A 25,115-nucleotide genomic window follows, 5' to 3' on the forward strand; every position below is an offset into this window, starting at 1 on the left:
CAGCGCGCACCGATGAGCAGGAACAATCCGAATACCAACCGTTTCTGCCTGGTCGTGGAATCATTCCTGGCAAATTAAGCAATATTATGCCAACCGATTATCGTTCCTCTACTAAATAGTGCCCGAGTGCGTACCGCAGGCACTTGTCGAATACCAATAAATTTTTTAAATTTAACGGTGAGCTATCAACGTAGGTCGTTGCTCACCGTCACATCAATTCCATGCTTACCCACTCCCCGATTGTCAATTATGCGCTGGTCTGCCAAAACCAAAGATGAACTAGTGGCCGAAATCGAACGGCTTCATAACGAACGCGACGGGGTCATGCTGGCAGATGCTCACTATACAGATGTCCGTCAAACACTCGATCAGCTTAACCTGATTGGGGTCACCGTCGACCAGCAGGGGACGCTGGTTTACGTCAATCCTTATACCTATCGGGTTACGGCCTGGCAATCAGAAGATATTATCGGGAAAAGCTTTTTCGATGTATTTATTCCGGCAGCCGACCGGGCGCGTCTCGAACTGGAGTTTGAAGAAGCACTTCTCCGGGGAAGTGCACCCGAACAGAAAGATATCAGTTTGCTGACGCGTAGCGGTGCCGTTCGGAATGTTCAACTGAACTCGTTCGTTATCAATCCGCTAAACGACCATAAGTTAGCGTCGTTCACGCTCATCGGCGAAGACATCACTAACAAACGGCGGGTCGCTTCGGCCCTGTCCAACACCAACGCGCAGTTGCAGGATCTGGTCGATAACACGTCGGATCTGATTCAGCTGCTAACCCTCGACGGTAAGTTTATTTTCGTCAACCGGGCCTGGCGTGACGTGCTGGGCTACAGTTCCGACGAGATGGCCGCGCTCAATCTGCGCGATGTCCTGCATCCCGATTATGCCAATAGCACTCTGGCGTTGCTGAAGCGCATCCAGAACGGGGACAAACTGCCTTACGTTGAAACGGTTTTTCGGAGCAAAACGGGTAAAACGCTCTTTCTGTCCGGGAGTGTAAACTGCCGTTTCGACAATGGCCGTCCGACTGCGTTCCGGTGTATCCTGCACGATACGACGGGCAAGATCAGGGCCGAGAAGTCGCAAAAGCTCTACTACAGCATTGCCAACTGGACGATCAACACGCCGAATCTGGACGAGCTGTATCATAAAATCCATGAAGAACTGGGCAACATTATTTACGCCCGCAACTTCTTCATTGCCCTCTATGATTCCAGCAAAACCTACCTGTCGTTCCCGTATTATGTCGATGAGTATTTTGGGGGCAACATGCGGTTCACCAAGCGGAGGCTGGGAAACGGCCTCACCGAATACACCATCAATGCGAACAAACCGCTGTTTCTGTACGAGAAAGATATTCGGCAGCTGGCCGAAAAACATCAGATCGATCTTTATGGACAGCTTCAGCCCGAGGTGATGCTGACGGCTCCGTTGCGAATTGGCGACGAGATAACGGGAATCATCGGGGTGAAATCGTACGACGATCCGCAGGCGTATGGCCCCCGCGATCTGGAGCTGCTGGAATTTATCTCGGGCCAGGTCGCGCTGGCGATTGCCCGCAAGCAGTCGGAGGCCGCGCTGGATAAGCAGAACGCCCGATTGAACGCTATTTTCGATAGTAGCACGTATCTGATCTGGTCGGTCAATAAAACATTACGCCTGACGTCATTCAATAAAAATTACACCCGGCTAATCGAATACCAGCTGGATGAACTGCCAACGATCCAGGCCAGTGCTCCCAAACTCGGCTGGCGGATGATCGGTGAAGAAAACCGGCGAACGCTGGAAGAAAAGTATAGGCAGGCATTTCGGGGATTTCCGCAGAATTTCGAGCTTTATTTCGAGACCGCCCGGGGAGAAACGTATCTGGAATTTCACCTGAACCCGATCTTACTCGCCGGTGGTGTCATCGACGAAGTATCGGGAATTGCCCGCGACATTACCAACCGTAAACGGGCCGAGATTGCCACCCGGCAAAGTGAAGAAAAATTCCGGGGTATTTTCGAAAACCTACAGGATATCTACGCGCGTGTCGACCGCAAAGGCCGGATCACCATGATCAGTCCGTCGGTGTTCAAGCGCATGGGCTACACGCCGGAAGAGGTGCTGGGGCAGGACGCGACGCAATACCTGGTGGATAAAAGCATTATTCATCGGGCCATGATCAAACTGGGGCGTAATCATAGCCTGCGCAATTTTGAAGTCAGCCTGCGTCGTAAAGACGGTACCGAGCGGCAGTTTATGTTCAACATGCTGCTGCTGAAAGATGAGCATGGCATCTACTCCGTGGTAGCCGTCCTGGCCCGCGACATAACCGAACTCAAACGGCAATCGGCGGAGCTGGTCAAAGCCAAGGAAGAAGCCGAACGGTCGTTGAAGGTGAAGGAGCGGTTCCTGGCCAACATGAGCCACGAAATCCGGACGCCTATGAACGGGGTCATTGGCATGATCGATCTGCTGAACGATACGCAACTCGATGATGAACAGCGTAGCTACGTGAAAACCATCAAGCGATCGTCGGAAACGCTGCTCAATATCCTGAACGACATTCTGGACCTCTCAAAAATTGAGGCTGGTAAAATGGCGTTGCACGAGTCGCCGGTCGCATTTGCCGAAATCTTTGAAAAACTGATCGCCTTGTTCGGGCAGCAGGCCAGCTCTAAAAACAACGAGCTAACCTACCACATCGGTCCGGATCTGCCCACATTCGTTATTGCCGATCAGACACGGTTGCTCCAGATCTTGTCCAATCTGACGTCGAATGCGATCAAATTTACCGAAAACGGCACGGTGCGGGTTGAGGTGTCGCTGATCAGCAAGCGCGGGAAGTTTAACCGGATTCGGGTCAACGTGAAAGACTCCGGGATCGGCATTTCGCCCGAAAACATCAACCTCCTGTTCAATTCGTTTAGTCAGGTCGATACGTCATCGCGCAAATCATTCGGTGGTACGGGCCTGGGCTTGTCCATCTCGAAAGAACTGGCGCACCTGATGAAGGGCGAAGTGGGCGTCGAATCGACCGTCGGGATGGGGAGTACGTTCTGGTTTACCTTCGAGTTGAAGGAAACGGCTATCAGCCCAACCCAGCAAAATACCGAAGTGGCCGAAGTAGCGCTGGCCAACTTCTTCAGCGACTATCACCCCAACGTGCTGCTGGTCGATGATAACGCCGTTAACCGCAAGGTCGCCAGCGAAATTCTGCGCAAATCCGGTTGTATCGTGGTCACCGCCGATAGTGGCCCGGCTGCGATTGGCGAGGTGGAAAAAGCGGAAGCCCGAAAAGGAGTCGACGGGTTTACTGGGTTCGACGTCATTTTCATGGACATCCAGATGCCGGACATGGACGGCGTGGAAACGACCAGCAACCTGCGCCAGCAGTACGGCAAGCAGCTTCCGATTGTGGTGGCCATGACTGCTTATTCCATGCGTGAAGACCGTGAACGATTCATCAGCCAGGGCCTCGACGATTACATTGCCAAACCAATTCGGGCGCAGAGCCTGGTGGCCAAGGTGAAAGAAATTACGGAAGCCAACCGGGCCCGGCGTCAGGATGTGTCGGAACAACCGAAGCCAAAACCAATCGTTGTTGAGCCAGAATCGGCATTGCCTATCATCGACGACGAGATTGTTGGTCAATTACGCGCTATTGGCGGGCAGGAGTTGGTTGACAGCATCATGGAAGAGTTCGAACTGGAAGCTACCGAACTGGTTACGGATGCGGTCAGGGCTTACTCGCTCGGCGATATTCCAACGGTCAAGAGCCACTTGCATACGCTCAAAGGCAGTGCCGGCACTATTGGCGTTTCCCGCGTGGCCGACATTGCCCGTACTGCCGAGGGCAAGCTCAAAGTGAATGATACCAGCGGCCTGGGCGACGCGTTGACAGCGCTCGAACGGGAATTTGACGCGTTTCTGAAAGCCTGGAAAAAATAGGTCAGTAACTGGTTGCAGTAGGATAGGGCAGAGGCATTGTCATGTAGCCTGCTGCAACCAGCTTGGTTGATGAGCCGTGTGATGGCCACTGGACACTCTCACCATCCGTGAAGCCCGTCAATCGCGTACCGGAAATTGCCGGAGTTGCCGTTCAAGATCCTGAATCGCTCGTTGCAGTTCGGGCTTGTCGGGGGCAACCGGTAAATAAAATGGTGTTCGGTCGCGCTTCCAGTTAGGGAGGGCGTCGGCACTGAGCTTAACACGAAGCCGATAATCATTGCGGCCAGTCGACGTGTTGCTAAAGCTCAGGGCTGGGTCAACGAACGTCAACCGGGAAGATAGTTCATGCTCGTCGGCAATAGCGCGCATCCATTTCAGCAGTAATTCCAGCTCCCAGGTCGAGAGAATCGACGCAGTGCGTACGTAATCGAGTTCCTGGTATCGGGTTCTGACACTTACGATCAGCCAGTTTCGATCCATAAAGTAGGGCGAGTCAGTACACTCGTAATCTAGAATGTTCAGCTCAAAAGAGCCTTCCGGTCCGGTCAGTTTCATGGCTTCGGTAAAAGAGAAGGACTAACGACTAGTGCGTACGGCAACGGCCCGGTGTGGGAGAGGCAGAATGACCGTTTATTGGCTGGTAAAACCGTCGCGACGACGGAGCGAAGAACAGACAGGCAGCGAATTGCTGTATCAAATATAAAATTAAAATTGGATCGTTGTCTTATTTGACTGTAATTTTCATAGAAATATAATGCCGGTAATCTGTTGGGAATGGCTTACTGCGTTCTGAACCAAAGTCATTCTGATTTGTCGTTTGCAAAGCCCTTCTTTTGCGTTTGCGGATAAAATGCTAATTTCACCACGTTAAAACGTAACACGATTCCAAAAGCCCTATGTCAGCTTCCAAACGCGTCCTGATTGCCGAAGATAGTTCCGTTATCCAGAATCTGGCCCGCAAAATTCTTGAGTTTCAGAATTACGATATTACAGCTGTTAAAAACGGCGAACAGGTCCTGCAAATCCTGGAAAAAGAAGACTTCAGTATCCTGCTTCTAGACATCAACATGCCGGTTATGGATGGCATGGAGTGCGTCCGGCGCGTTCGGGCGTTACCCGAAAAAGAAAAAGCAGCGGTTCCGATCGTAGCCATTACGGGCAACGCCAAGAACTATACCGAAGAAGAATTTAAAACAGCCGGCTTCAATGATGTGCTGGTTAAACCGCTCAACTTCGACCGACTGGTTGAAGTGGTTAATCAGCTTACGGATAAATAAACAAGGCGAGTTGGCCCACGGGTGATTAACGCGTTTTCGCTCGTGGGCTGCTTCACTGCTCCGGTAGCCCAGTCTTTCTCTCACTTATGATTATCACGCTGCTGGGTACAGGAACGTCGTCGGGTGTCCCGCTGATCGGGTGCGAGTGCGATGTATGTCGATCCGTGGATTTTCGTGATAAGCGGCTCCGTTCGTCCATTCACATGGCTATCGATGGCCGTAGTTTCGTCATCGATACGGGTCCCGATTTTCGCCAGCAGATGCTCCGGCTCGATCTGAAACAACTCGATGCCGTTCTGTTCACGCACGAACATAAAGACCACACGGCAGGTCTGGATGAGGTTCGTGCCTTTAACTTTCGTTCGGGTCAGGATATGCCGATTTATGCCCGTCTACCCGTGCTGAATCAGCTGAAACAGGAATTCTCCTATATTTTTGCGGAGCATAAATACCCCGGTATTCCCCGGATCAAGGCCCACGAAATCCGGAACGAGCCGTTTGCGGTATCGGGAGTCCCGGTTATACCGATCAATGTACTGCATCACAAGCTACCCGTTTTTGGCTTCCGCATTGGGGATTTTACGTATCTGACCGATCTCAATTACATTTCGGAAGACGAGCTGACAAAGGTGTATGGTACTAAAGTACTGGTGCTCGATGCGCTTCAGCGGTTGCCGCACCTGTCCCATTTTACGCTCGATCAGGCTGTAGAACTGGCAACCCGTATCGGCGCAGACCAAACCTATTTTACGCACATCAGTCACAAGCTTGGCCTGCATCGCGAGGTTGAACACGAATTGCCTGCGCATATCCGATTAGGGTACGATGGCTTGCAGATCAGGCTGTAGCTAGTACGGAGTTCGATTAATCCGGGAAAGCAGGTTCCGCATTGCTCGGGCTGAACGGCACGACAAACCAATTCGCCTGACACTGCGTTACTCGTTCAGATCATCAACCGATGCCATGCTAACGCCTATAAAGTCTTCCCGACTATTTTCCGATCAACTACTGCAAAGCTACCGTCAGCAGGGTGACGCTCCCGCCGATGAGGTCATTGCGGCCGTTGTGGAAGCGGGCGGACCCGTCAGTTTACGTTCGCTGATGGGCTGGCTGGCCGACACGCAGGCTATCGATGTGGACGGCCAACCTGAGTCGGTGCGTACTTTTTTTGCCAGTTATGCTTCTTTACCAGATTGGGCTGCCGCGAAGCGGATGGCTGCCGGTATGGCTTTTTTCAAAAAATACGCCGGTCAGATTGGCTTGATCCTGGGTTGTTTTTCGCTGCCCTATTGTTATCTGGGCGCGAATGGGGCTCAGGTTCTCTGGCTTACCGAACGAATTAAAAACGATACTGTTCGCCGGTTGCAGGAGACGGGTGAGTGGGTATTTGGCGTAAATAATCCGAAGGAATGGGCTTCGGGTAAAGCGATTGTCCGAACGTTGAAAGTGCGCTTGATTCACGCCGGTGCGCGTTGGTTTTCGCTGCATTCGGGACGCTGGAACCAGGATTGGGGTCATCCGATCAATCAGGAAGATATGGCCGCTACGAATCTCGCTTTTTCATATATCGTGCTGCGCGGTCTGCGGAAGGCAGGTATACAGGCGACGGAGCAGGAAGAGGAGAGTTTCCTGCATCACGTCAACGTGGTTGGTTATGTGAATGGCGTTGCGGATGACCTGTTACCCAAAAATCTCCGGGAAGCCTATTCGCTTGAACGGGCTATATCGAAACGGCAGTTTGTGCCCTCAGAAGCCGGTCGGGGACTTACCCGCTCACTGCTGACGGCTATCACGCAGATAAGCACGGGCACCGACAAGTCATCCGGTATCAATCGGGCTGACACGTTCCGGAACCTCGCAGCGGGCGAAATGCGTTTCTTTCTCGGCGATCAGCATGCAGACTGGCTTGGCGTCCCTAAAGCGTCTGTTGAGAAACGACTGGCAGGGCTGGTCAATCGGCTGCCTGTTTTTCCGGGTCAATTTCCGATTTCATAAGACTGACCGCTATCCATTGCCGTTCGCAGGTTCCACTACGGTAGCTCCACTATGGTAGCTCCACTACGGATTAGTAATGAACGTTAGCCTCAAAAAATACACATAACACCTTGTTTCAGTTAGAACCTATTGCTGCTCTGGCTACGGCTCCGGGCATTGGGGCCATTGCCGTCCTGCGGGTGTCGGGCGAAGGGGCCATCGACATAGCCAATCGTATCTTTCAGGGTAAAGACTTGACAACGCAGGGCTCGCACACGGCTCATTTTGGCACAGTGCGCAACACGGATGGTAGCATCATCGACGAAGTGCTGGTGACTGTGTTTCGGGCACCAAAATCATTTACGAAAGAGGACGTTGTCGAAATTTCGTGCCACGGTTCCGAGTTCATTATCCAGCAGATTTTACGTCGATTAACGCAGGAGGGAGCCCGACTGGCCCGTCCGGGCGAATTTACGCAGCGCGCTTTCCTGAACGGTCAGTTTGATCTGGTTCAGGCGGAAGCCGTGGCCGACCTGATTGCTTCTGATTCGGACGCCAGTCACCGGGCGGCTCTTACGCAACTGCGGGGCGGTTTCTCGAAACAGCTGAAGACGTTGCGTCAGCAATTGATCGACTTTGTAGCGTTGGTCGAGTTGGAACTGGATTTCGGTGAGGAAGATGTCGAATTTGCCCATCGCGATAAGCTACGGCAGTTGATGCTCGATATCCGTCGGGTGTTACATCCTTTATTGGATTCGTTCTCGACTGGAAATGCGATAAAGAACGGCGTTTCCACCGTCATTGTCGGTAAGCCTAATGCGGGAAAATCGACATTACTGAATGCCCTGTTGAACGAAGAAAAGGCTATCGTTTCCGATATTCCGGGAACGACGCGTGACACCATTGAAGATGAGTTGTTCATTGATGGCATTCGGTTCCGATTGATTGATACAGCTGGTCTACGCCAGGCGACCGACCAGATTGAAGCGATTGGTATTGAGCGAACGCAGCAAAAAATGCGGGATGCATCCCTAGTTATTTACCTGTTCGATGGCAAAAACAGCTCACCCGACGACCTACAAACTTCCATTGCCGAAATCCGTTCGTCGGGAAAGCCGTACTTACTGGTAGGAAATAAACTTGATGCTATAACCGAGAACGAAAGACAGACGTTAGAAACCATTGCTGCCGAGCCAATTGTCTGGATTTCGGCTGCGAAACACAGTCACCTCGACACGCTTAAAACTTCGCTATCGTCCCGCGTTCGGACGGATACCGCCGTGCAGACAGGCAGTGCCGTTGTAACGAATGCCCGCCATTACGAACACCTCACAGGCACCGATGATGCGCTTGCCCGCGCTATCGCAGGATTGGACGTAGGCGTAACCCCCGATTGGCTCGCCATGGATTTGCGCGTTGCCCTTCGACATCTTGGCGAGCTGACAGGAGAAATAACGACTGATGACTTGTTGGAGTCAATTTTCAGTAAATTCTGTATCGGAAAGTAACCGCACTTACTGTCAATATCATAACTTATATCTAAACATCACTGAAAGCCCTTTAATGGGCTTTTTTTTGTGTCTTTTACTATATGTTTGCTACGTTTTAATAGTTGTTTGGTACCTGTTTATTTGTGCCTTCGATGTACTTCAACGACGAGCTTTCACCGAAAACCTGTTTTTGTGATGCGATAATGGCACGAACTAACTGTATAGTCCTAGAGAGCGATAGCTAACCTTCACTCGTCAAATTTCTCGATAAATTATGGGACAACTACTTCTTTGTAGCGCCCGCACAACGGCGGTAATATGGGCAGTTATTCAACGGAGACACTATAAACTGTCTACCTTAACCAGACGCCACAGTGTCAACCGCATCGGCGGACTTCCAAAAAATAGTAGCTAAATGATGCAAGCGTGCCACGACCTATTTTGTGGATTAAATTAGATGTCTTTACGGGATTTTTTTTCTGTTCTATTACTTAAAGCGGGTTCAGATTAGCTAGGTAATTAAAAACTTGATGGCTACCGATAATATTAACGTGGTTATTAAAGTAAGGAAAAATTTAGATTTCATTCTACTATTTTTAACATGACATAGCAATATCAATATAGATTGAGCGAAGATCCATTTCGCTTTTTCATTTATAAAAGCTTCCGGCTCGGTATCTGAAGTGGTTATAATGATCGCTCGACTAGTTTTCTGTCATTAGATTTTAGCAGTTTAACTTCTTTTCGAAGCTGATTAAACTTATTAATCCTTAATCCATCGACAGAAGTTAAGGAATGTGTTGCCAAGTTGCTTTCTATATTTGAATGGTTCTCTGATCCGTTTATGGCAAACAACTTTACCACTGGATACCTACTTAGCTCATTATATCAGTTAATTTTTATCTGTTTTACATTGTATTAAACCAGTGGGGAAGGAAATGATTTTTTTTAGCGAACAATGAGATAAAAGGGAATAAATTTATTTGTAGTTAAACCGTTTTCGTAGTCTTGGTCTGGGACGGATAAATTAGAGCAAGTTGGTATAGTTAGTTAAATATTCATCTAGATCATTTTATGCCTAGCCTATAAAATACTATCTTTCGTCTGGCTTACTAATCTGGCCATCCCTTCTTCAAATGTATGGGGATTGTAACCCAGCACTGCATGAGCTTTTTCTACAATGAAACCTGTACGGGGAGGTCGGCGGGCTCTCTGTGTAAAAGTTGACGCAGTTGCTTGGTCAATTAAGGATGTATCCAGGCCAAAACATGTAGCGGTCTTGACGGCTATGTCGTAAGGGGTCAGCATTTCTTTTCCGGAAATATGAAAAACTCCTTCTGCTTCTTTATCCACAATCAAATAACAACCCATAGCCAAATCATCGACCAGTGTCGGGCTACGCCATTGATCGGTCACAACGCTAATTTTTTTACCTTCTTCAAGTGATTTTTTTACCCATAGAATGATATTGCTACGGCTTAAATTTGAAGCAGGGCCATAAACAAGCATCGTTCTGGCAATAGCCCACCGTAGACCCGAGTGTCGGAGAGCGGCTTCACCGGCTTGTTTACTCCAGCCATAAAAGCTAATTGGATTGGCTTTAGCCGTTTCTATATAAGGGCCGCCTGTGCCATCAAAAATAAAATCAGTTGAAATATGAAGTAAAAAAGCATTTATGCCCCGACACGCTTCTATAATATATTCCACTGCGTGTACATTATGCTTCCAGCAGTCATTCTTTTGAACTTCACACTTATCTGCATCAGTCATAGCTGCTCCATGAATAACGACGTGCGGGCGTACACTGGCAATAAGGTCAAGTACGGCCCGACGATCAGTAATATCCATTGAATGATACGTGTAACCCTCTGAAAATGATAATCGACTGTTTCCTCGCGCGGTAGCTACCAATTCAATGCCAGGCCTATGTGCCAGCAACTCAACCAGTTTTTGACCTAGAAATCCATTCGCACCAGTTATAAGAATCCGTTTCATAGGAATTATTGGAAATAAAGCTTTTAAACGTTTCTATACATCAGACCTTACCTGTCCTTCCTGATAGACCATCACTTAACCCTTTCATCATAAATGCCATACGCTGTCGACGATTAGTCTGTGCAAGAATAATTTTTAGCCATTCTTTAATTAATAGTTTGATCATTTTATAGGTGAATATTGGATAACGATGGAAATATTGTTTAGCTACAATTATGCCATTACGAACCATATAATATTGCCGTACAGGCTGACGTGATACATACGTAACACCCCACTTTATTTTCTTTTCTCCTACGGGATGATTTATGCGTACGGTAGGCAATTCAGTTATACTATATCCCGAACTATTTAAGCGGAGACTATACTCATGATCGACATGATCGATGAAAAAATCATCCCTAAAAGGGCCAACGGCCTGATAAGCTCTTAGATTAAGCAGATTGCCAGATGTCATGGTATACAATACACGATTCGGCACGTTCCCCCGTAACGTGGCCGGCAAGTGAGCTGCAGAGATAATACCAAGCCGATCTGGTTGTATTTGTGCAGAAATAAACTGCTTCATTTCCGCAATCATAGTAGTAGGTGCGCTACTATCATCGTCCATAGTTAATAAATAATCATACTCCTCTTCTATAGCGCGTTTAGCTGCCTCGTTTAAAGCTTGCGCAATACCTTGATTACCGTGGTTATAAATGTATTCTGAGCCAGTAAGTTTAGTTAATTCCTTAACCATTGACTCATCTATGTAATCAGAGTTATCGATAATAAAAAGCTTATCAATTTGGGGTAAATAAGTCTTAATATTCTGTATGCAATAAAGTGCACTATTGTATAATACGATTACACCTGCTATTCTCATACTATTGAGGAAATTATAGGAAAACTATAAAATGGCATTACGTAGTGCTATCGTACGTTTAACTATAGACCAGCTTAACCAAAAACGATGCTGGATGCGAATCTTCCAATTATGAGAACTCTCGCCTGTCGGTGTCATATTGGAACCATGACGACGATACAGAATAAGGGGCTGACCGTACAAAAAGGGCTTACCCCGTAGTTCTACCATCAGCCCTATCCACCAGTCATGATAATATATATGGTGGGGAAATGGTAAGACGTAGGATAAGACATCACGCCTGAAAGCCATACAACACCCCATGTACGAATTTTTCCAAAGATTGCGCCAAAAACCAAGTTGACTTCTGCGGTTTTTGAAGAACGATTCATGCATTACTCCTCCAGAGGAGTCAACGACGCGGCAATCAGTTAACACCAAATCGTGACTAGCGAGACTAGCTAATATAGTTTCCACTTTATCCGGATACCATACATCATCCTGATCTGACAAGAAAACATATTCCCCTTGTGCGTGTTGGAGCGCATTCTCGAAATTCCGTGCCGTTGACCTGTATCGTCGACTGGGTACCAGACGCAACCGTTGATCCTGAAAAGAATTGATTAACCCGATCGTATCGTCAGTTGAGCCATCATCAGATATAATTAGTTCATCATTTAAACCCAACTGATTAAGGATAGAATGTATTTGCTCTTCAATAAACAAAGCGCCATTGTAGGTAGCCATGCAAACGCTCACTCGCTTCATCTTTAGTGCAGTCCTGTTTAAGTAGAAACTGGTTGAGATTAATATATTAATAAAAGAAAAAAACGACGTGTTTTACCCTTCAGGATTATTCAGTGACTACAAATTTTATTTGTCTGACCAAGTTAGAGCTGGCTTTCTTGACTTTTACCTTTGTGTGTAATTTCTTGGTGCACTTTACTATAACTATACTTTTGCTTTTACCCCGGGCCTCAAGAGGTCAAAACCTTTATGTGATCTAGTGTGGATAATCCAATAGGTAATGTTTAACTGAAAGGTCTTGTCTGACTAGTTTACATAATTCGACTCCTATTTGTACCTTATCGTTCGGAGAATTTGTTTTAACTTACTGATTATAAGGTTAATGCGTTAGTTGATTGCTTTTCGTATGGTAATTGTCCTGATATGCTTTCCATAACCTTGAGGTCGTCCGTTTTGTAGCAAATTGAACTACGCAAGTTTAGTAGAATACTCTCGCTAAAACCAGTTAGGGCTCTTGTAGCCCAGTAATAAAAGTTTACGCACCTGATTGTAGTATGTAAAGAGTTTCGCTCTGTACGGCAGACACGCCGAACGCGCCCCGAACGGTCACTATCCCCACAAGCTCTACGTCTGGAACCAGGGTGAGTAGACCGTGGCCGAGGAAGCGGTTATTAGTTCACCCGGTTACGGATAATTTGAAGCTGGAAGAAATGAAACGGGAGCTGAGGGAGCGAAGAGGTGAAGATAATCCTGTAGATACAGACACCTCTAAGCCCAGTAGCTTCAACGCATAAGCACTTTGCTGGCTAGTTTGATAACGACGCCCTGTCTTAGTCGGTGGGGCGTTCCCAGATAAGATGAGCCAATGCAGGGCTGGTATCAGGGTGGCTTATGCCATAGACAATCGGGCATTAAAGTTTAGTAGCATAACAAGAGATTGGAATTTGTGAATTGATCCTTCCAATTGTTTACTTTTGATAATAATTGTTTATGACAGAAAGACCTATATGATCTATTCAAAGCTATATTTTGCGACAATTGGTTTACTATTGGGGACCGCCGTCAACTCATTGGCTCAAAACAATATATCGTTCATCAATCAAAATACTTTCTTAGGTAACCAAAGTGGCATTGTGAACACTACTGGGACTAGTAGCGTATTTGTTGGCTATCAGTCCGGAAGAAGTAATACTACGGCCGGAAACAACACATTTGTAGGTTACCAGGCTGGTTACGGTAACACGAGTGGTACCGCTAATGTGTTTATTGGCAGCCAGGCAGGTTTTACTAATACTACCGGTACCGGCAACATGTTCTTGGGCCAGCAGGCAGGCTACAACAGTACCGCCAGCTACAACCTGTTCGTGGGGAACGCTTCGGGTAGCACGACAACTACAGGCCTGGGTAATACGGCCATTGGCGACGGCTCCCTGCTGCGCAATTCAGTAGGAACTCATAATGTGGCTATTGGCCGCTTTGCAGGCGTAGAAAGCCGTAACGATGAGAACACCTTCGTTGGTTTTGCAGCTGACGTAACCCCTGACACACCTAATCTGACCAATGCTACCGCTATTGGAGCGAGAGCCCGGGTTAGTCAGAGTAATAGCATCGTGTTAGGCGCCAATGCCAACGTAGGTATTGGTACGGGAGCACCTCAGGCCAAGCTACACATCACAACGGGTGTGTCGGGTACGTCGGGCCTTCGGTTACAGAACCTAACCAGCAATAACACCGCCAGCGTGACCAACCAGACTAAGTTCCTCACCGTAGATGGCAATGGTACCGTGATTCTGGGTAGTCTAAACGGGTCGGCTCGTGAGGGTGTAGCCGACGCCTATTGGCAGCGGAAGGGCTCGTTCCTACAAAGCATCAACGGCGAATCGATTATCATTGGTCAGGGAGTCGATAAGACGCCAGCAGACTATAATCTGTTTGTCAGTAAGGGCATTCTGACTGAAAAGGTGAAAGTGGCCGTCAAGAACACCAATGAGTGGAGCGATTATGTATTCAAACCGGGTTATGCCTTGCAGCCTCTGGCTCAAGTCGAGCAGTATATTCAAAAGCATGAACACCTGCCGGGTGTTCCCTCGGCCAGAGAGATGGTTGAGCGGGGCAATGATTTGCACAAGACCGACGCCAAGCTATTAGAGAAGATTGAGGAACTGACTCTCTACAGTATTCAACTGGAGAAGCAGCTAGCAAAAGAGAAACAGGAACAGAAGGCAGTTAATCAAAAGCAAGAAGCAAAAATTGACCAACTCGAGCGTTTGGTAAATCAACTGCTTGAGAAGAAATAAATCGGTTTTTTTACTACTGGTAGTAAAGCGGAAAAGCCCGACCTCATCTGAGCCGGGCTTTTCCGCTTTCCCTAATAGCTACACATTGCATACACACATACAAATTAGTCCGGCTCTTGTAAGAAGTCAACCAGGTCTGCCGAATAGTAAAATTACACGCCGGGTGAATCCTGTATACTATTAGAGAAACGTAGCTGGTTGCTTTTAACTTATTATTCGTCTAGTAAAGCTCATGACAAATTAACTCATAGAGTAATTTGATCGCCAATAAACCCGCATAGAATCTTATGAAATCAACTATCTATCTACTTCTTCTGTTGCTGAGCGCGCCACTGCTGGCTCAAACTAACTATGTAGCCAATACGGCTAATGCTAATTCACCTGGCATATTCAATACGTTGGTAGGCTCCAAAACTGGCAATCCGAGTATGACTGGTGGGTATAACGTTTTTGTGGGCGATAGTGCGGGCAATAAAAACGCTACTGGTATATACAATGCCTTTGTGGGAGCCAGCGCAGGCTCAAATAACATAGGAGGTGGTGCAAATACTTTTATCGGCTATACTGCTGGACAAGCTAACCTATTCGGGTCTGAAAATACGTTTATGGGAGCTGGTGCAGGATTTTATAATCGATCCGGGACCCAAAACACATTTGTAGGCTATAGGGCAGGGTACAACAATACCACGAGTAGTACCAACACGTTCGTTGGCTATCATGCCGGTTACAGCACTACCTCAGGAGTTAATACCGTAGGAAACGTTTTTATCGGCTGGCGAAGCGGCTTCAGTAACACAGCTGGCATAGCTAATGTGTTTATTGGCAGTGAGGCCGGTGTCAGAAGTACGACTGGACAGGGTAACTTATTTTTAGGCCAGCAAGCCGGTGGAGCGAATACCACCGGCAACTACAACCTCTTCGTGGGTAACTCTTCGGGCTCGGCTACTACCACCGGCAATGGGAATACCGCTATAGGCGATGGCTCCTTGCTGAACAACCAAACCGGTACGCGTACTACAGCCATCGGTCAGTACGCTGGCAACGGCAGCAATGGTAACGATAATATTTTCATTGGCTATGGGGCTGACGTTACGTATGACGCACCCAATGTGACTAATGCAGTAGCCATTGGCTCTAGGTCGGTCGTAAGCCAGAGTAATAGCATTGTGCTGGGTGCGAACGCCAATGTCGGCATCGGTACTTCGGCACCGCAGGCCAAACTACACATAGTGGGGCCGGGCGGGCAATCGGGCTTACGGCTGGAGAATCTGACCAGCAAGAGCACTCCCACAGCACTTAATCTGTCTAAGTTTTTATCGGTCGATGAAACAGGCAATGTCATCCTTGCCAATACCAACTATTATAGTAGCGGTGGTCGGCTGGAAGCTGAATTGTGGCAGCGTAATGAGTATGGTGTGTTGCAAACAACGGAGGAAGATGCAGTAGTTATCGGCTTAGGTATTAGTAAGCGGCCTTCGGATTACAATTTATTCGTCTCGAAAGGCATTCTAACCGAAAAAGTGAAGGTTGCCGTTAAAAACACTAATGAGTGGAGTGATAAAGTTTTTGAGACAGACTATCAACTACAACCACTTGCTGATGTCGGTGCTTACATACAGGCTAACAAGCATTTGCCCGGTGTACCCTCCGCGTCGGAGGTAGTGGAAAAGGGTATTGATGTCGCGAAGATGGATGCCAAGCTGTTGGAGAAGATCGAGGAACTGACTCTGTATAGCATTCAACAGCAGAAAGTGATTGACGAATTAAAGCAACGTGTCAGCCAGGTTGAAGAGCTTAAGCAATTAGTCAAACAGCTAATGGATAAGAAATAACTGACCTTACGAGTTGCTTCTGATTTACCCCGCCCGGTCAGCTAATGCGACCGGGCCCTTACCCCAACAGCATTTCTATTTGTCACGCCGACACTATAAGTATAATTGAACGTACAATCTACCGACGAGCTACGGAACGACACTTCCGATAGCTAAATTCAACGAGCTCATATGGACAGCTTGTATTATAATTAGTTATACAAACCAGTATCTCGATTAGTAACAGGCTATTTGTGTAAATGATTACCAAGTGCGTAGTATCTATAGGCCTGATCTGGCTTTATAACGTTACCATTAACTGTTGTTTCGATTCCAAACACCACTCTTTCAGCTTATGAACAAACTTCTATTTACTCTATTTATCGCCGGCTTCCAATTACTTGCAATCCCCACGCTGGCCCAATGGACTACCATTCCACTAAGCCTAACTGGTTTTTCTGCTGATTGGATAACTGAACGAGCGGCTACCACAGTGGGTAGTAAAGCTTTATTTGCTGGCGGAGTATCAACGTATCCGGGCTTAAGTGGCCCTCGGGCGGGCGGAATAGTCACTATTTATGACGATGCTACTGGTCAGGTGACCTCAGATGCTGGTTTTATAGGCAGAACGCAGGTAGGCGCTGGCAGTGTAGGCAACCTCGCCTTTTTCGCCGGTGGACGTTCGGGAGCGTTAATTTTCCTTGGAAGTGAAGCCCGGGTTGATATCTATAACAGCACGACCAATCAATGGTCATTGGCTGAACTTTCACAGCCCCGCTCCAACATGGGCGTTGCTAGCGCGGGCAGCAAGATCCTGTTTGCTGGGGGGGCCAGCTACACAATAGGGTATGTACCGGGGCCTAATCCTTATTTAGGTGTTGTACCCATTAACTACAACACAATTGATATCTACGATGTAGCTACCAATCAATGGTCAGTTTCCCAGTTGCCCCGCGTATCCGGCGAGTATCTAGCCGCCGTTAGCGTCGGTAACCAAATCTGGTTTGCCCAAAAGGGCTTGATCGATAGTTACGATGTCAACACAGGCCAATGGTCAGCCGCCAGTATTCCTCTCCAAAGTGATAACTATTCCGTTACCCGGGCCGGCAACAAAATACTGTTTGCCGGACTTAATTATCCAGCTCATTCAGGCTCGTCTAAGGTGGCGATCTATGATGTAGTCACCGGTCAGTGGAGCGAGTCAAATTTGTCTCAGGCTAGATATAAGTCAGTCGCCATCTCGTTGGGTAATAAAGCGTTCTTTGCGGGAAATTCGATGGGAAGCTCTTCCGATATTGATGTCTATGATGCCACTACCAACCAGTGGTCAGTTATCAACTTCCCTGGGTTAATTAGGACAAATCTAGCGGCTACTCCAGTCAACAATAAGCTTGTTTTTGTGAAAGATGGCCCGTTGGAGATCAACATCTATGCCGAAGCAGCTAGTAATACAGCACCAAGCACGACCGGACTAGCTAATCAGACCATAACAGCCGGTCAATCCGTACAGTTGGAACTAGCCTCAGCCTTCTCGGACGCTGAAACGCCCGGCAGCCTGACCTTCACCGCAACGGGCTTACCCACGGGCTTAAGTCTGACGGGTAGCCTCATTAGCGGTAGCACATCGCTGACTGGCGTGTCGAACGTGACGGTAAAGGCTACCGATCCCGGTAGCCTGTCAGTAAACGCCCAGTTCACCTTGACGGTCGTACCCGCTCCGGTTATGGGTAGTCTGCAACTTTTGATGCCAGGCTACGACTGCCAGACCGGTGCGTTTAGGTTCAACACGACAGGGGGTGACGGCTCACCCATTGAGTACTACGCCGTACCGGGCATCACCGGCTGGACAACCAACCCCAATCAGTTCGTTGATGCCGAGACCCGGACAGCCGCCGATGCCCAACCCATTACGCTAAAAGCCCGTCAAAACGGTCAGGAAGTCATGCTGGTGTGGGACATTCGCGCCGTATGCCCCGTCAGTTCAGCTCCGTTTGCTATTACAGCCGTCAACACGATGAGTTGCCAAGCCATCACGGCCACCGAAAGGCGACTGACATTTACGCCACAGTACCGGGGGTTAACCAGCGAGCCATTCAGCTTTTCGGTAGTCAACGAGATGTTACCTACGAGTGCGGCCGGTCCCTACCATCTCCGCCTTTACACGGACAACCCGGTAATCACCCTGAAGGCTCAGCAAGGCAATGCAGTGGCTAGCTACAGCTATAACTGGTTGGCTGCTTGTGCTAAGTCAGTTCGTGCGGGTGCTGAAGGGGTGAATACCGGCCTTGTCATCAAAGTGCTGGGTAATCCGGTAGTCAGTACTTCAGCCGAGGTAGAGGTTAGCGGGGTAGCCGGACAAGTTGTGCATCTCAATCTGGTTGATACCCAGGGCAAGCTGATTCACCAGCATACGATTGAGCAGGCGGGCTCAGTAGATCGGGTCAGCGTGCCGGTGGGCCATGCCAAAGGGCTGCTTCTTCTGGAAGTCCGCACCGCGACCCAACGGCAACAGGTTAAGTTATTGATGCCTTAGCCTATTATGCTTTATTCTCCCAAAAGCCCAAATCTGAACGATCTGGGCTTTTTTATTGCTGATGAGAGAGTCCACAATCCGAGTCGTTAGTTTTTTGACAAACTATCCTGCCGTAGTAGTTTACCTATACTGTCACATGTTTATTATAGTAATATTGAAGCTGCTTTAAACTTATAGAAAATACCCAAAGCTGTGAGATTTCTGAGGTGCGAACTTTAAATACACACGGTAGTAAGGATCATGGGCAATGCGATGCTTGAAACGTGAATTTCACCACAGCCTACCATCGGAACACGCGAATTTGAAACAACCGTGTTGCTGACAGAAATTGTAGAATGTATTCTTTCATCGTCTGAAAACTGGCCGGACGCCGGTGCGATGTCAATAACGTCAATCAATCACCAACGAGTTTTTGATTGACTAAAGTACTTGGTCGTAACTTAGGCTTTTATTGTCATTATGAGTGGTGCACGGCCGACTGTTAATGTGCTATTTGGGCCAATACGTTAACCCAAAACCATAAGCATTCAGATCTATCGAGTGTCGAGTTTGATGGTAGTCGTATGCCTGCCAAAAGTGGCAGAGATGCATTGGTGTATCAAGGTCGAAAAGTCAGCAACACTACGAATACGTTGTTTCTGTCAGGTAATATAGACATCATTTAAGCTGTGTTTACCCCTCGGGAATCTTAACACTATGACCCGTTTCTGAACGCCGATTCAGGCTTTGACTCGGCTGATTTTGTAGCCGCTTGTACACAAGCGCACATCACTGCCAATATTAGGAAAAATCCGCGTAATTCAGTTCATTAGGAAGCCTGAAGCTATGGAAATGGGACCTACGTTTTTGACGAAAAACTTTATTAAAATCGTTCGATCACTGGCCATGCCAGCGCTTGGATTGACGGCTTAAAAGCCTTATCAGTACGGTTTAAGTTTTTCGTAAAAAGTTGGATCAATCGTCATTTTATCGACTTCTCGGTTATTCTTCTGCGAACAATCAATCAAAGGCTGAAATTTTAAACGGAGTCAAGCTATGTAAAGTAGCTACGTTCTGTATCGGGTAGAAAGAGACGAGACTAAGCGTAAGACGCTGGTCATAAACTAGTCCTGATTACCTTGTGATTACGTGGCTTCGTAAAAAAAACGCCCAGAGCAATGTGTCCGGGCGTTTCTGTGTATTCCGTTTGATCTAGCGTAAACTAGATACTTAAGCGAATTGCTCACATTCACTAAGGTAATTATACTTATTAGTGGGGGAGATTGTTTGCTGTTGCCGGAATGAGTAACGCAAAATTCCGGCAAAAATCAGAAACTGTACTTACCGCAAATCACCTTTTGCGTAGGCAACCGGTTGTTGATCTGGCTCAATTGGTGTCTACATGGTCTGAACAAGACCATGTAAAAGATTAACGAATCTGCTGAATCGTTCGCGCGGGACCGCCGACGTGAAATTGAGGCCACATCAATTACATGTCTTGATGGAGTCAGCTAATCCAGCAAGGCCTGACTCGTTGACCCGTGTGAGGCCAACGCCCACCCGTTGCATTAGCGCCCGTGTTTTGGATCGGCTTCGATTGCTTCTTTCCGTTTTTGGTGCGGACCGAGTTCCCGTAGTCGAACTAAAAATGGGGATTCGGTCCGCACTAGGAATACGTAATGGTGCTGGGTTCTATCGAGCTCAACGTTGTTGCCTGGTCTCGTCAATTTAGCCCGACTGCCCGGTCCGGTAAAACAGAACAAACTGTCTGAACCGGACAAAACCGGGTTTTCTCACTGGCCGTTTGTTCGCGTCCATAGTCTGGTCAAGCGAATGGCTGGCTCTGGAGAACAGGGGTAACCGATTTGTCTTGGCTAGTCGCCAGGTTTAGGTGTAGCACTAATCGGTCGGGTGCTGGCCGTTGGCGCAACTGGAGTTCATTGGCGACCTATGGGTTAAGAGACTAGCAGGTTCTTAACCCATTGCATAAGTGCCTTATTCGACTTTATGAATGAAGTCGTATCGATCGAGGGACCCGTAGCGAATTTATTCAGTAACTGGCAGGCTTCAATCCGGGTAACTGCCTGCGCAAGGGGCTCTTTACGCAAAATCTCATCATAAAATCCCCGCTTGGCTTGCTGAAAGCGCTTGGGGACTGTTGTGTCCATTGCGTTCAGATCGATGGTGTAGTAGCGGAAATAGTTTTTTCTGTTCGTGAAAAAGTAGATCTTCTGATACTCATCGGACGAGCCAACAACGACAATCTGCTCACACCGACGGATCGCGTCCTGAACGGCTTTATTAACGAACTGAATACTGATGCTGGCAAATAACGGGCTTTTCATGGCAAGTAGCGATTCGGTTTATCATGTACTTTACTTTAGGAAGGGTAGCGGCCAGAACACGGTAAAGAATACGACAGTGCCGTGTGGAAGGCAGGGCCGTGGCTGCTTGGTAAAGTTTAAGGTTATTTGCGCCTGTTACCAGTTAATCTGTTTGAATGCCCGGATTAGGGTGCTAAATCCCTTATTTTATCCGCCGAATCGGCACTGAGAGTATGCTGTGCAAGACTTACCTATCGGTTTGTAGCTACGTAAGGAGGCTCCTCGCCTGTGCTTGGGAGAAGACACAAAAACGAATTCTCATTGATCTTCTTTGATAAAAAGCAAGGTTTATCGGGTCCGTACTCCGCACGCAGGGCGACGAATCTAGCAATGACAATTGCCAGTAGACATAATTTATAGAAAAAAATAGTGTAATTAAACGTATATTTTATTGATTATTTGCTTAATATGCTTCTCAAATGAGGGAACGTACATGCTATACCTATGGCAGACCACTTTGACCCAATCCGCTTTGAAATTGCGCGACGATACATTGAGCTTGCAGAGTCAGGTCATGTCGATGATAAGTATCTGGAACGTGCGCGTCTGTTGGTTGATACGGTGTACCAAACGGGTAACCACAAGAGAGGGCATTCACAGAAGGCCGACCAGTCAAATCGCTAGCGCCCATACAAAGCCCTAAACGATTGGACCAGGTAGAACCTAAAGCAGCCAATAAAAAAACGCCCAACTCATCCGTCTGGGCGTTTTTTGTATTACCTATATTGTCTACTTGTATACTACTGTAGAAGCGGTAGAGTTGTTGCGAAACAGTCAGCTTTTTAATAAATGTTTAACTCTTGGTCGAAATAACAAACGCCGGGCTCATCTTAGGCCCGGCGTTTGCTCACTACTTACATTTACCCAGTGACATGAAACGCCATGTCGTGGTAATCGTATATACGCTAACTCCTAGTGCTTGGTTGCGTAACCCTGAAATTCAGACCTATAGAGTTGTAGAAGCGGTCTCGCTTTGCTGCGATTGCAGCGAATAAACCTACGTTTTGCCCAAGCTATAGAGGTTACGCTACCGTTATCGACCGCCCTGGCGGACTGCTAAAAAGCAATGTATACAACCAAAACAAGCTTTCGTTACCAACGTGTTGTCATCCAACTAATGAATGCTGAGTTGACGCGGTCGAGGGTTTTGTTGCGTTTCTACTAAACAAACCGATTTATTGGGGTACTACCGGTACACCGTCTGCCAGGGCCGCTCGTCAAAAGTCAGATTTTCCCAGGTGCGAGTGACTCCGTGTCCACTCGTGCACGGGAGCTATGAAATAAGGGCATTAGTTGGTATCGGGCCGTGTTTGCGATTGCGTTGGATGGCTAAAAAAGGCGTACTTGCGTTCCGCTGGCTGGTAGAGACCGGGATAACAAGGCGTTCAATCGCTTTCAATGCCTAGCCACAGTCTACTGGCGCACGACAATGAATGTACAGGTAATGTCAAAAAACAGAATTTCTGCTGCTGCATTTGCGGACACCAAGCCGCATTACAACATACTTGACGGATTACGTGGCGTAGCAGCCCTGACCGTTGTCTGTTTTCACGTATTTGAAGCCTACGCAACCAGTCATATAGACCAAAAAATCAATCACGGTTATCTGGCTGTTGATTTCTTCTTTATCCTGTCTGGCTTCGTTGTTGGCTATGCCTATGACGACCGATGGCAGACGATGACGACAAACGAATTCATCAAACGTAGATTCATTCGCTTGCATCCTATGGTGGTGATCGGGGCTATCATCGGGGCGATCATGTTTTACTATCAGGGTTGTGCTGCCTGGGACGTTTCAACCGTATCCGCACCCAGGCTATTGGTGGCCACATTCATAAATGCGTGTCTAATTCCGGCGACCCCCGGCGTTGAAATTCGGGGAGTTGGTGAAATGTATCCGCTGAATGGTCCGAGCTGGTCTTTATTTTACGAATATATTGGTACGATTCTCTATGCGTTTTTGCTCCGTAAGCTCCCGACCAGTGTTCTTTTTTTCGTCGTCCTACTTGCCGGTTGCGGATTGGCGGCATTTGCCATTTGGGGGCCATACGGAGACATATGCGTTGGATTTTCGCTAACGGAAGAAAATATAATCGGCGGTTCGTTGCGTCTGCTATTTTCATTCTCGGCCGGATTGCTGCTGTCTCGCGTATTCAAACCAGTCAAGGTGAAGGGCGCTTTTTGGCTAGGTAGCCTGACAATCGTAATTCTATCCGCACTACCACGAATCGGTGGTAGTGAAAATTTATGGATGAACGGTTTATACGACACAATCTGTGTTGCCATTGTCTTTCCTGTGCTTGTTTATCTTGGTGCTTCCGGACAGACAACGGATAAACTAACGACCCGTACAGGCAAGTTGCTGGGCGCTATTTCTTACCCGTTGTATATGGTACATTATCCCTTCATCTACCTGTATTACGCCTGGGTTAAGAATGAAAACCTCACGTTCCAACAATCGTTGCCCGGTGCGTTATCGCTTGTCGTTGGCTCTATCGTACTGGCTTATTTATGCCTAAAATTGTATGATGAGCCTGTACGTAGGTTTCTGACGAAGCATCTTTTACTAGTACGGCAATACGTTTCATCAGGTCGTCAGCGATAGCCACCGCGATCTGTCAGAAAACAGGAGCAATCCAGTTCTTCGTTTACAGCGACAAAGTTGCACAAGATACCCCACGTTCTCGGTCGGTAACCCGGCAACAACTTTCCTGACAGTGCCATTAAATTACTCGCGTGGGCGGCTCATTCGCCACCCTAGTTGGACCGGTAGGTTAGCGCGGGTCTGATGCGGCTGATTCCGCTTTTTATGGGTCATTACCCACGATTGAACAGGCCCTTGGTACGACATTAAGTTGCCTGTTCATTGCCTACGCCCGGCTCGATAAAAACCTGCCTGACAATTGGAAACTGTTGCTGAATGTTGGCTCGAATCCGGCTGATTGCTTCATTGATTTCTGAGGTCGACAAGGCATCGTGAAAGTCGATTACCAGCATCACCAGTACTTCTTCCGGGCTAAGGTAAATGGACGGCGATTGAAGAACGCTGGTTACCGCGTTATCGCTTTCTGTCAGGGCTACGATTTCGCTCAACGTTGCCGATTCAATGCTTTCGCCCATGAGCAGGCTTCGGCTTTCGCGGGCCAGCACGATAGAAACGCCGGTGAGAATCAGGCCGATAATGATCGAAGCGATACCATCAAAATAAGGGTTATTGAATTGATGGCCCAGAAAAACGCCCAGAAAGGCAACGATCAATCCCAAGAGATCCGAGGCATCTTCGAAAAGCACAACAAACGTAGAGGGGTCTTTACTGCCTTTGACCGCGGACCAGAACGGTTTCTCCCCGCGCTGTCGGTTAAATTCTTTGAGAGCCGTAATGAACGAAATGCCATCGAAGCAGAACGCTATGCCAAGCACAATGTAGTTCCAGAAGGGTTCTTTGATGGGTTCGGGGTGTTGTAAGTGCGTGATGCCTTCGTAAAACGAAACACCACCGCCGACGCCAAAAATCAGGATGGATACGATGAACGCCCAGAAATACAGCTCTCTACCGTAGCCAAAGGGACGACTTTTATCGGCGGGCTTCTTGCTTCGGGCGATGCCGTAGAGCAGCAAGATTTCATTCAATGTATCAACCAGCGAGTGGATACCCTCAGAAACCATTGCCGAACTGCCCGTAACGCTGGCTGCTATAAATTTAGTGATGGCAATAGCTAGGTTAGCGGCTAAAGCGCTGTAAATGGGAGTTTTGGATGCAGGCATAGACGGTATAGTGGATTGGAGGAAGGCCAACAGGTCAATAAACTGGCTTTACGACTAACTTGTTGTCAGCCTGAATT

15 protein-coding genes are annotated in these 25,115 nt (G+C 47.8%); 9 read left to right on the plus strand and 6 right to left on the minus strand.

Annotation, left to right across the window (positions count from 1 at the left end; genetic code table 11):
- The first annotated feature begins 249 nt into the window (after nt 1–249).
- Nucleotides 250–3,942 carry a PAS domain S-box protein gene (locus GK091_RS07635; RefSeq protein ID WP_164035992.1) on the plus strand — a complete coding sequence of 1,231 codons (3,693 nt, stop codon included), beginning with the start codon at nt 250–252 and terminating at the stop codon, nt 3,940–3,942.
- A gap of 117 nt (nt 3,943–4,059) precedes the next feature.
- On the opposite strand, the gene GK091_RS07640 is transcribed toward GK091_RS07635, so the two are convergent.
- A complete protein-coding gene (locus GK091_RS07640; protein WP_164035993.1) occupies nt 4,060–4,497 on the minus strand; it encodes a WapI family immunity protein in 438 nt (145 codons plus the stop codon).
- 341 nt (nt 4,498–4,838) lie between these two features.
- Between GK091_RS07640 and GK091_RS07645 the strand changes: the two genes are divergently transcribed.
- The 4 genes from GK091_RS07645 to mnmE all read left to right on the plus strand — a co-directional run bounded on the left by GK091_RS07645 (nt 4,839) and on the right by mnmE (nt 8,701).
- Nucleotides 4,839–5,219 (plus strand): response regulator, encoded by a 381-nt coding sequence (locus tag GK091_RS07645; RefSeq protein ID WP_162386172.1) that lies wholly within the window; start codon nt 4,839–4,841, stop codon nt 5,217–5,219.
- An 86-nt stretch (nt 5,220–5,305) separates the two neighbouring features.
- Entirely contained in the window at nt 5,306–6,067 is a 762-nt protein-coding gene (locus GK091_RS07650) for an MBL fold metallo-hydrolase (RefSeq protein WP_164035994.1), read from the plus strand.
- Nucleotides 6,068–6,182: 115 nt separating this feature from the next.
- Nucleotides 6,183–7,214, plus strand: coding sequence for an oxygenase MpaB family protein (locus GK091_RS07655; RefSeq protein ID WP_164035995.1), 1,032 nt, complete (start codon nt 6,183–6,185; stop codon nt 7,212–7,214).
- Between the two features lie 110 nt (nt 7,215–7,324).
- A complete protein-coding gene (gene mnmE / locus GK091_RS07660; protein ID WP_164035996.1) occupies nt 7,325–8,701 on the plus strand; it encodes a tRNA uridine-5-carboxymethylaminomethyl(34) synthesis GTPase MnmE in 1,377 nt (458 codons plus the stop codon).
- Nucleotides 8,702–9,766: 1,065 nt separating this feature from the next.
- Here mnmE and GK091_RS07665 read toward each other — a convergent pair.
- The 3 genes from GK091_RS07665 to GK091_RS07675 are packed head-to-tail and all read right to left on the minus strand — an operon-like array spanning nt 9,767 to nt 12,290.
- Nucleotides 9,767–10,678, minus strand: coding sequence for an SDR family oxidoreductase (locus GK091_RS07665; protein ID WP_164035997.1), 912 nt, complete (start codon nt 10,676–10,678; stop codon nt 9,767–9,769).
- 40 nt (nt 10,679–10,718) lie between these two features.
- Nucleotides 10,719–11,543 carry a glycosyltransferase family 2 protein gene (locus GK091_RS07670; protein ID WP_164035998.1) on the minus strand — a complete coding sequence of 275 codons (825 nt, stop codon included), beginning with the start codon at nt 11,541–11,543 and terminating at the stop codon, nt 10,719–10,721.
- Nucleotides 11,544–11,567: 24 nt separating this feature from the next.
- Nucleotides 11,568–12,290, minus strand: a complete 723-nt coding sequence (locus GK091_RS07675) for a glycosyltransferase family 2 protein (protein WP_164035999.1) — start codon at nt 12,288–12,290, stop codon at nt 11,568–11,570.
- A gap of 1,112 nt (nt 12,291–13,402) precedes the next feature.
- Here GK091_RS07675 and GK091_RS07680 point away from each other — a divergent pair.
- The 3 genes from GK091_RS07680 to GK091_RS07690 all read left to right on the plus strand — a co-directional run bounded on the left by GK091_RS07680 (nt 13,403) and on the right by GK091_RS07690 (nt 18,910).
- The gene (locus GK091_RS07680; protein WP_164036000.1) at nt 13,403–14,566 is read left to right on the plus strand and encodes an autotransporter outer membrane beta-barrel domain-containing protein; all 1,164 of its coding nucleotides are present in this window, start codon (nt 13,403–13,405) and stop codon (nt 14,564–14,566) included.
- 287 nt (nt 14,567–14,853) lie between these two features.
- A complete protein-coding gene (locus GK091_RS07685; RefSeq protein WP_246202166.1) occupies nt 14,854–16,398 on the plus strand; it encodes a TMF family protein in 1,545 nt (514 codons plus the stop codon).
- Between the two features lie 334 nt (nt 16,399–16,732).
- Complete coding sequence (locus GK091_RS07690; protein WP_164036001.1) at nt 16,733–18,910, plus strand: putative Ig domain-containing protein; 2,178 nt, start codon at nt 16,733–16,735, stop codon at nt 18,908–18,910.
- 1,934 nt (nt 18,911–20,844) lie between these two features.
- Here GK091_RS07690 and GK091_RS07695 read toward each other — a convergent pair.
- Nucleotides 20,845–21,234 carry a hypothetical protein gene (locus tag GK091_RS07695; RefSeq protein WP_164036002.1) on the minus strand — a complete coding sequence of 130 codons (390 nt, stop codon included), beginning with the start codon at nt 21,232–21,234 and terminating at the stop codon, nt 20,845–20,847.
- A gap of 1,483 nt (nt 21,235–22,717) precedes the next feature.
- Between GK091_RS07695 and GK091_RS07700 the strand changes: the two genes are divergently transcribed.
- Entirely contained in the window at nt 22,718–23,878 is a 1,161-nt protein-coding gene (locus GK091_RS07700) for an acyltransferase family protein (protein WP_164036003.1), read from the plus strand.
- Nucleotides 23,879–24,123: 245 nt separating this feature from the next.
- Here the strand turns inward: GK091_RS07700 and GK091_RS07705 are convergent, their stop codons facing one another.
- Nucleotides 24,124–25,038, minus strand: a complete 915-nt coding sequence (locus GK091_RS07705) for a cation diffusion facilitator family transporter (protein WP_164036004.1) — start codon at nt 25,036–25,038, stop codon at nt 24,124–24,126.
- Nucleotides 25,039–25,115: the final 77 nt, after the last annotated feature.

Source organism: Spirosoma agri, assembly GCF_010747415.1.
GTDB lineage: Bacteria > Bacteroidota > Bacteroidia > Cytophagales > Spirosomataceae > Spirosoma > Spirosoma agri.

Excerpts from the sequence above, each read along its gene's own strand:
- GK091_RS07635 (WP_164035992.1), top strand. The coding sequence starts at position 250 with ATGCGCTGGTCTGCCAAAACCAAAGATGAACTAGTGGCCGAAATCGAA.
- GK091_RS07640 (WP_164035993.1), bottom strand. The coding sequence starts at position 4,497 with ATGAAACTGACCGGACCGGAAGGCTCTTTTGAGCTGAACATTCTAGAT.
- GK091_RS07645 (WP_162386172.1), top strand. The coding sequence starts at position 4,839 with ATGTCAGCTTCCAAACGCGTCCTGATTGCCGAAGATAGTTCCGTTATC.
- GK091_RS07650 (WP_164035994.1), top strand. The coding sequence starts at position 5,306 with ATGATTATCACGCTGCTGGGTACAGGAACGTCGTCGGGTGTCCCGCTG.
- GK091_RS07655 (WP_164035995.1), top strand. The coding sequence starts at position 6,183 with ATGCTAACGCCTATAAAGTCTTCCCGACTATTTTCCGATCAACTACTG.
- GK091_RS07665 (WP_164035997.1), bottom strand. The coding sequence starts at position 10,678 with ATGAAACGGATTCTTATAACTGGTGCGAATGGATTTCTAGGTCAAAAA.
- GK091_RS07670 (WP_164035998.1), bottom strand. The coding sequence starts at position 11,543 with ATGAGAATAGCAGGTGTAATCGTATTATACAATAGTGCACTTTATTGC.
- GK091_RS07675 (WP_164035999.1), bottom strand. The coding sequence starts at position 12,290 with ATGAAGCGAGTGAGCGTTTGCATGGCTACCTACAATGGCGCTTTGTTT.
- GK091_RS07685 (WP_246202166.1), top strand. The coding sequence starts at position 14,854 with ATGAAATCAACTATCTATCTACTTCTTCTGTTGCTGAGCGCGCCACTG.
- GK091_RS07690 (WP_164036001.1), top strand. The coding sequence starts at position 16,733 with ATGAACAAACTTCTATTTACTCTATTTATCGCCGGCTTCCAATTACTT.
- GK091_RS07695 (WP_164036002.1), bottom strand. The coding sequence starts at position 21,234 with ATGAAAAGCCCGTTATTTGCCAGCATCAGTATTCAGTTCGTTAATAAA.
- GK091_RS07700 (WP_164036003.1), top strand. The coding sequence starts at position 22,718 with ATGTCAAAAAACAGAATTTCTGCTGCTGCATTTGCGGACACCAAGCCG.
- GK091_RS07705 (WP_164036004.1), bottom strand. The coding sequence starts at position 25,038 with ATGCCTGCATCCAAAACTCCCATTTACAGCGCTTTAGCCGCTAACCTA.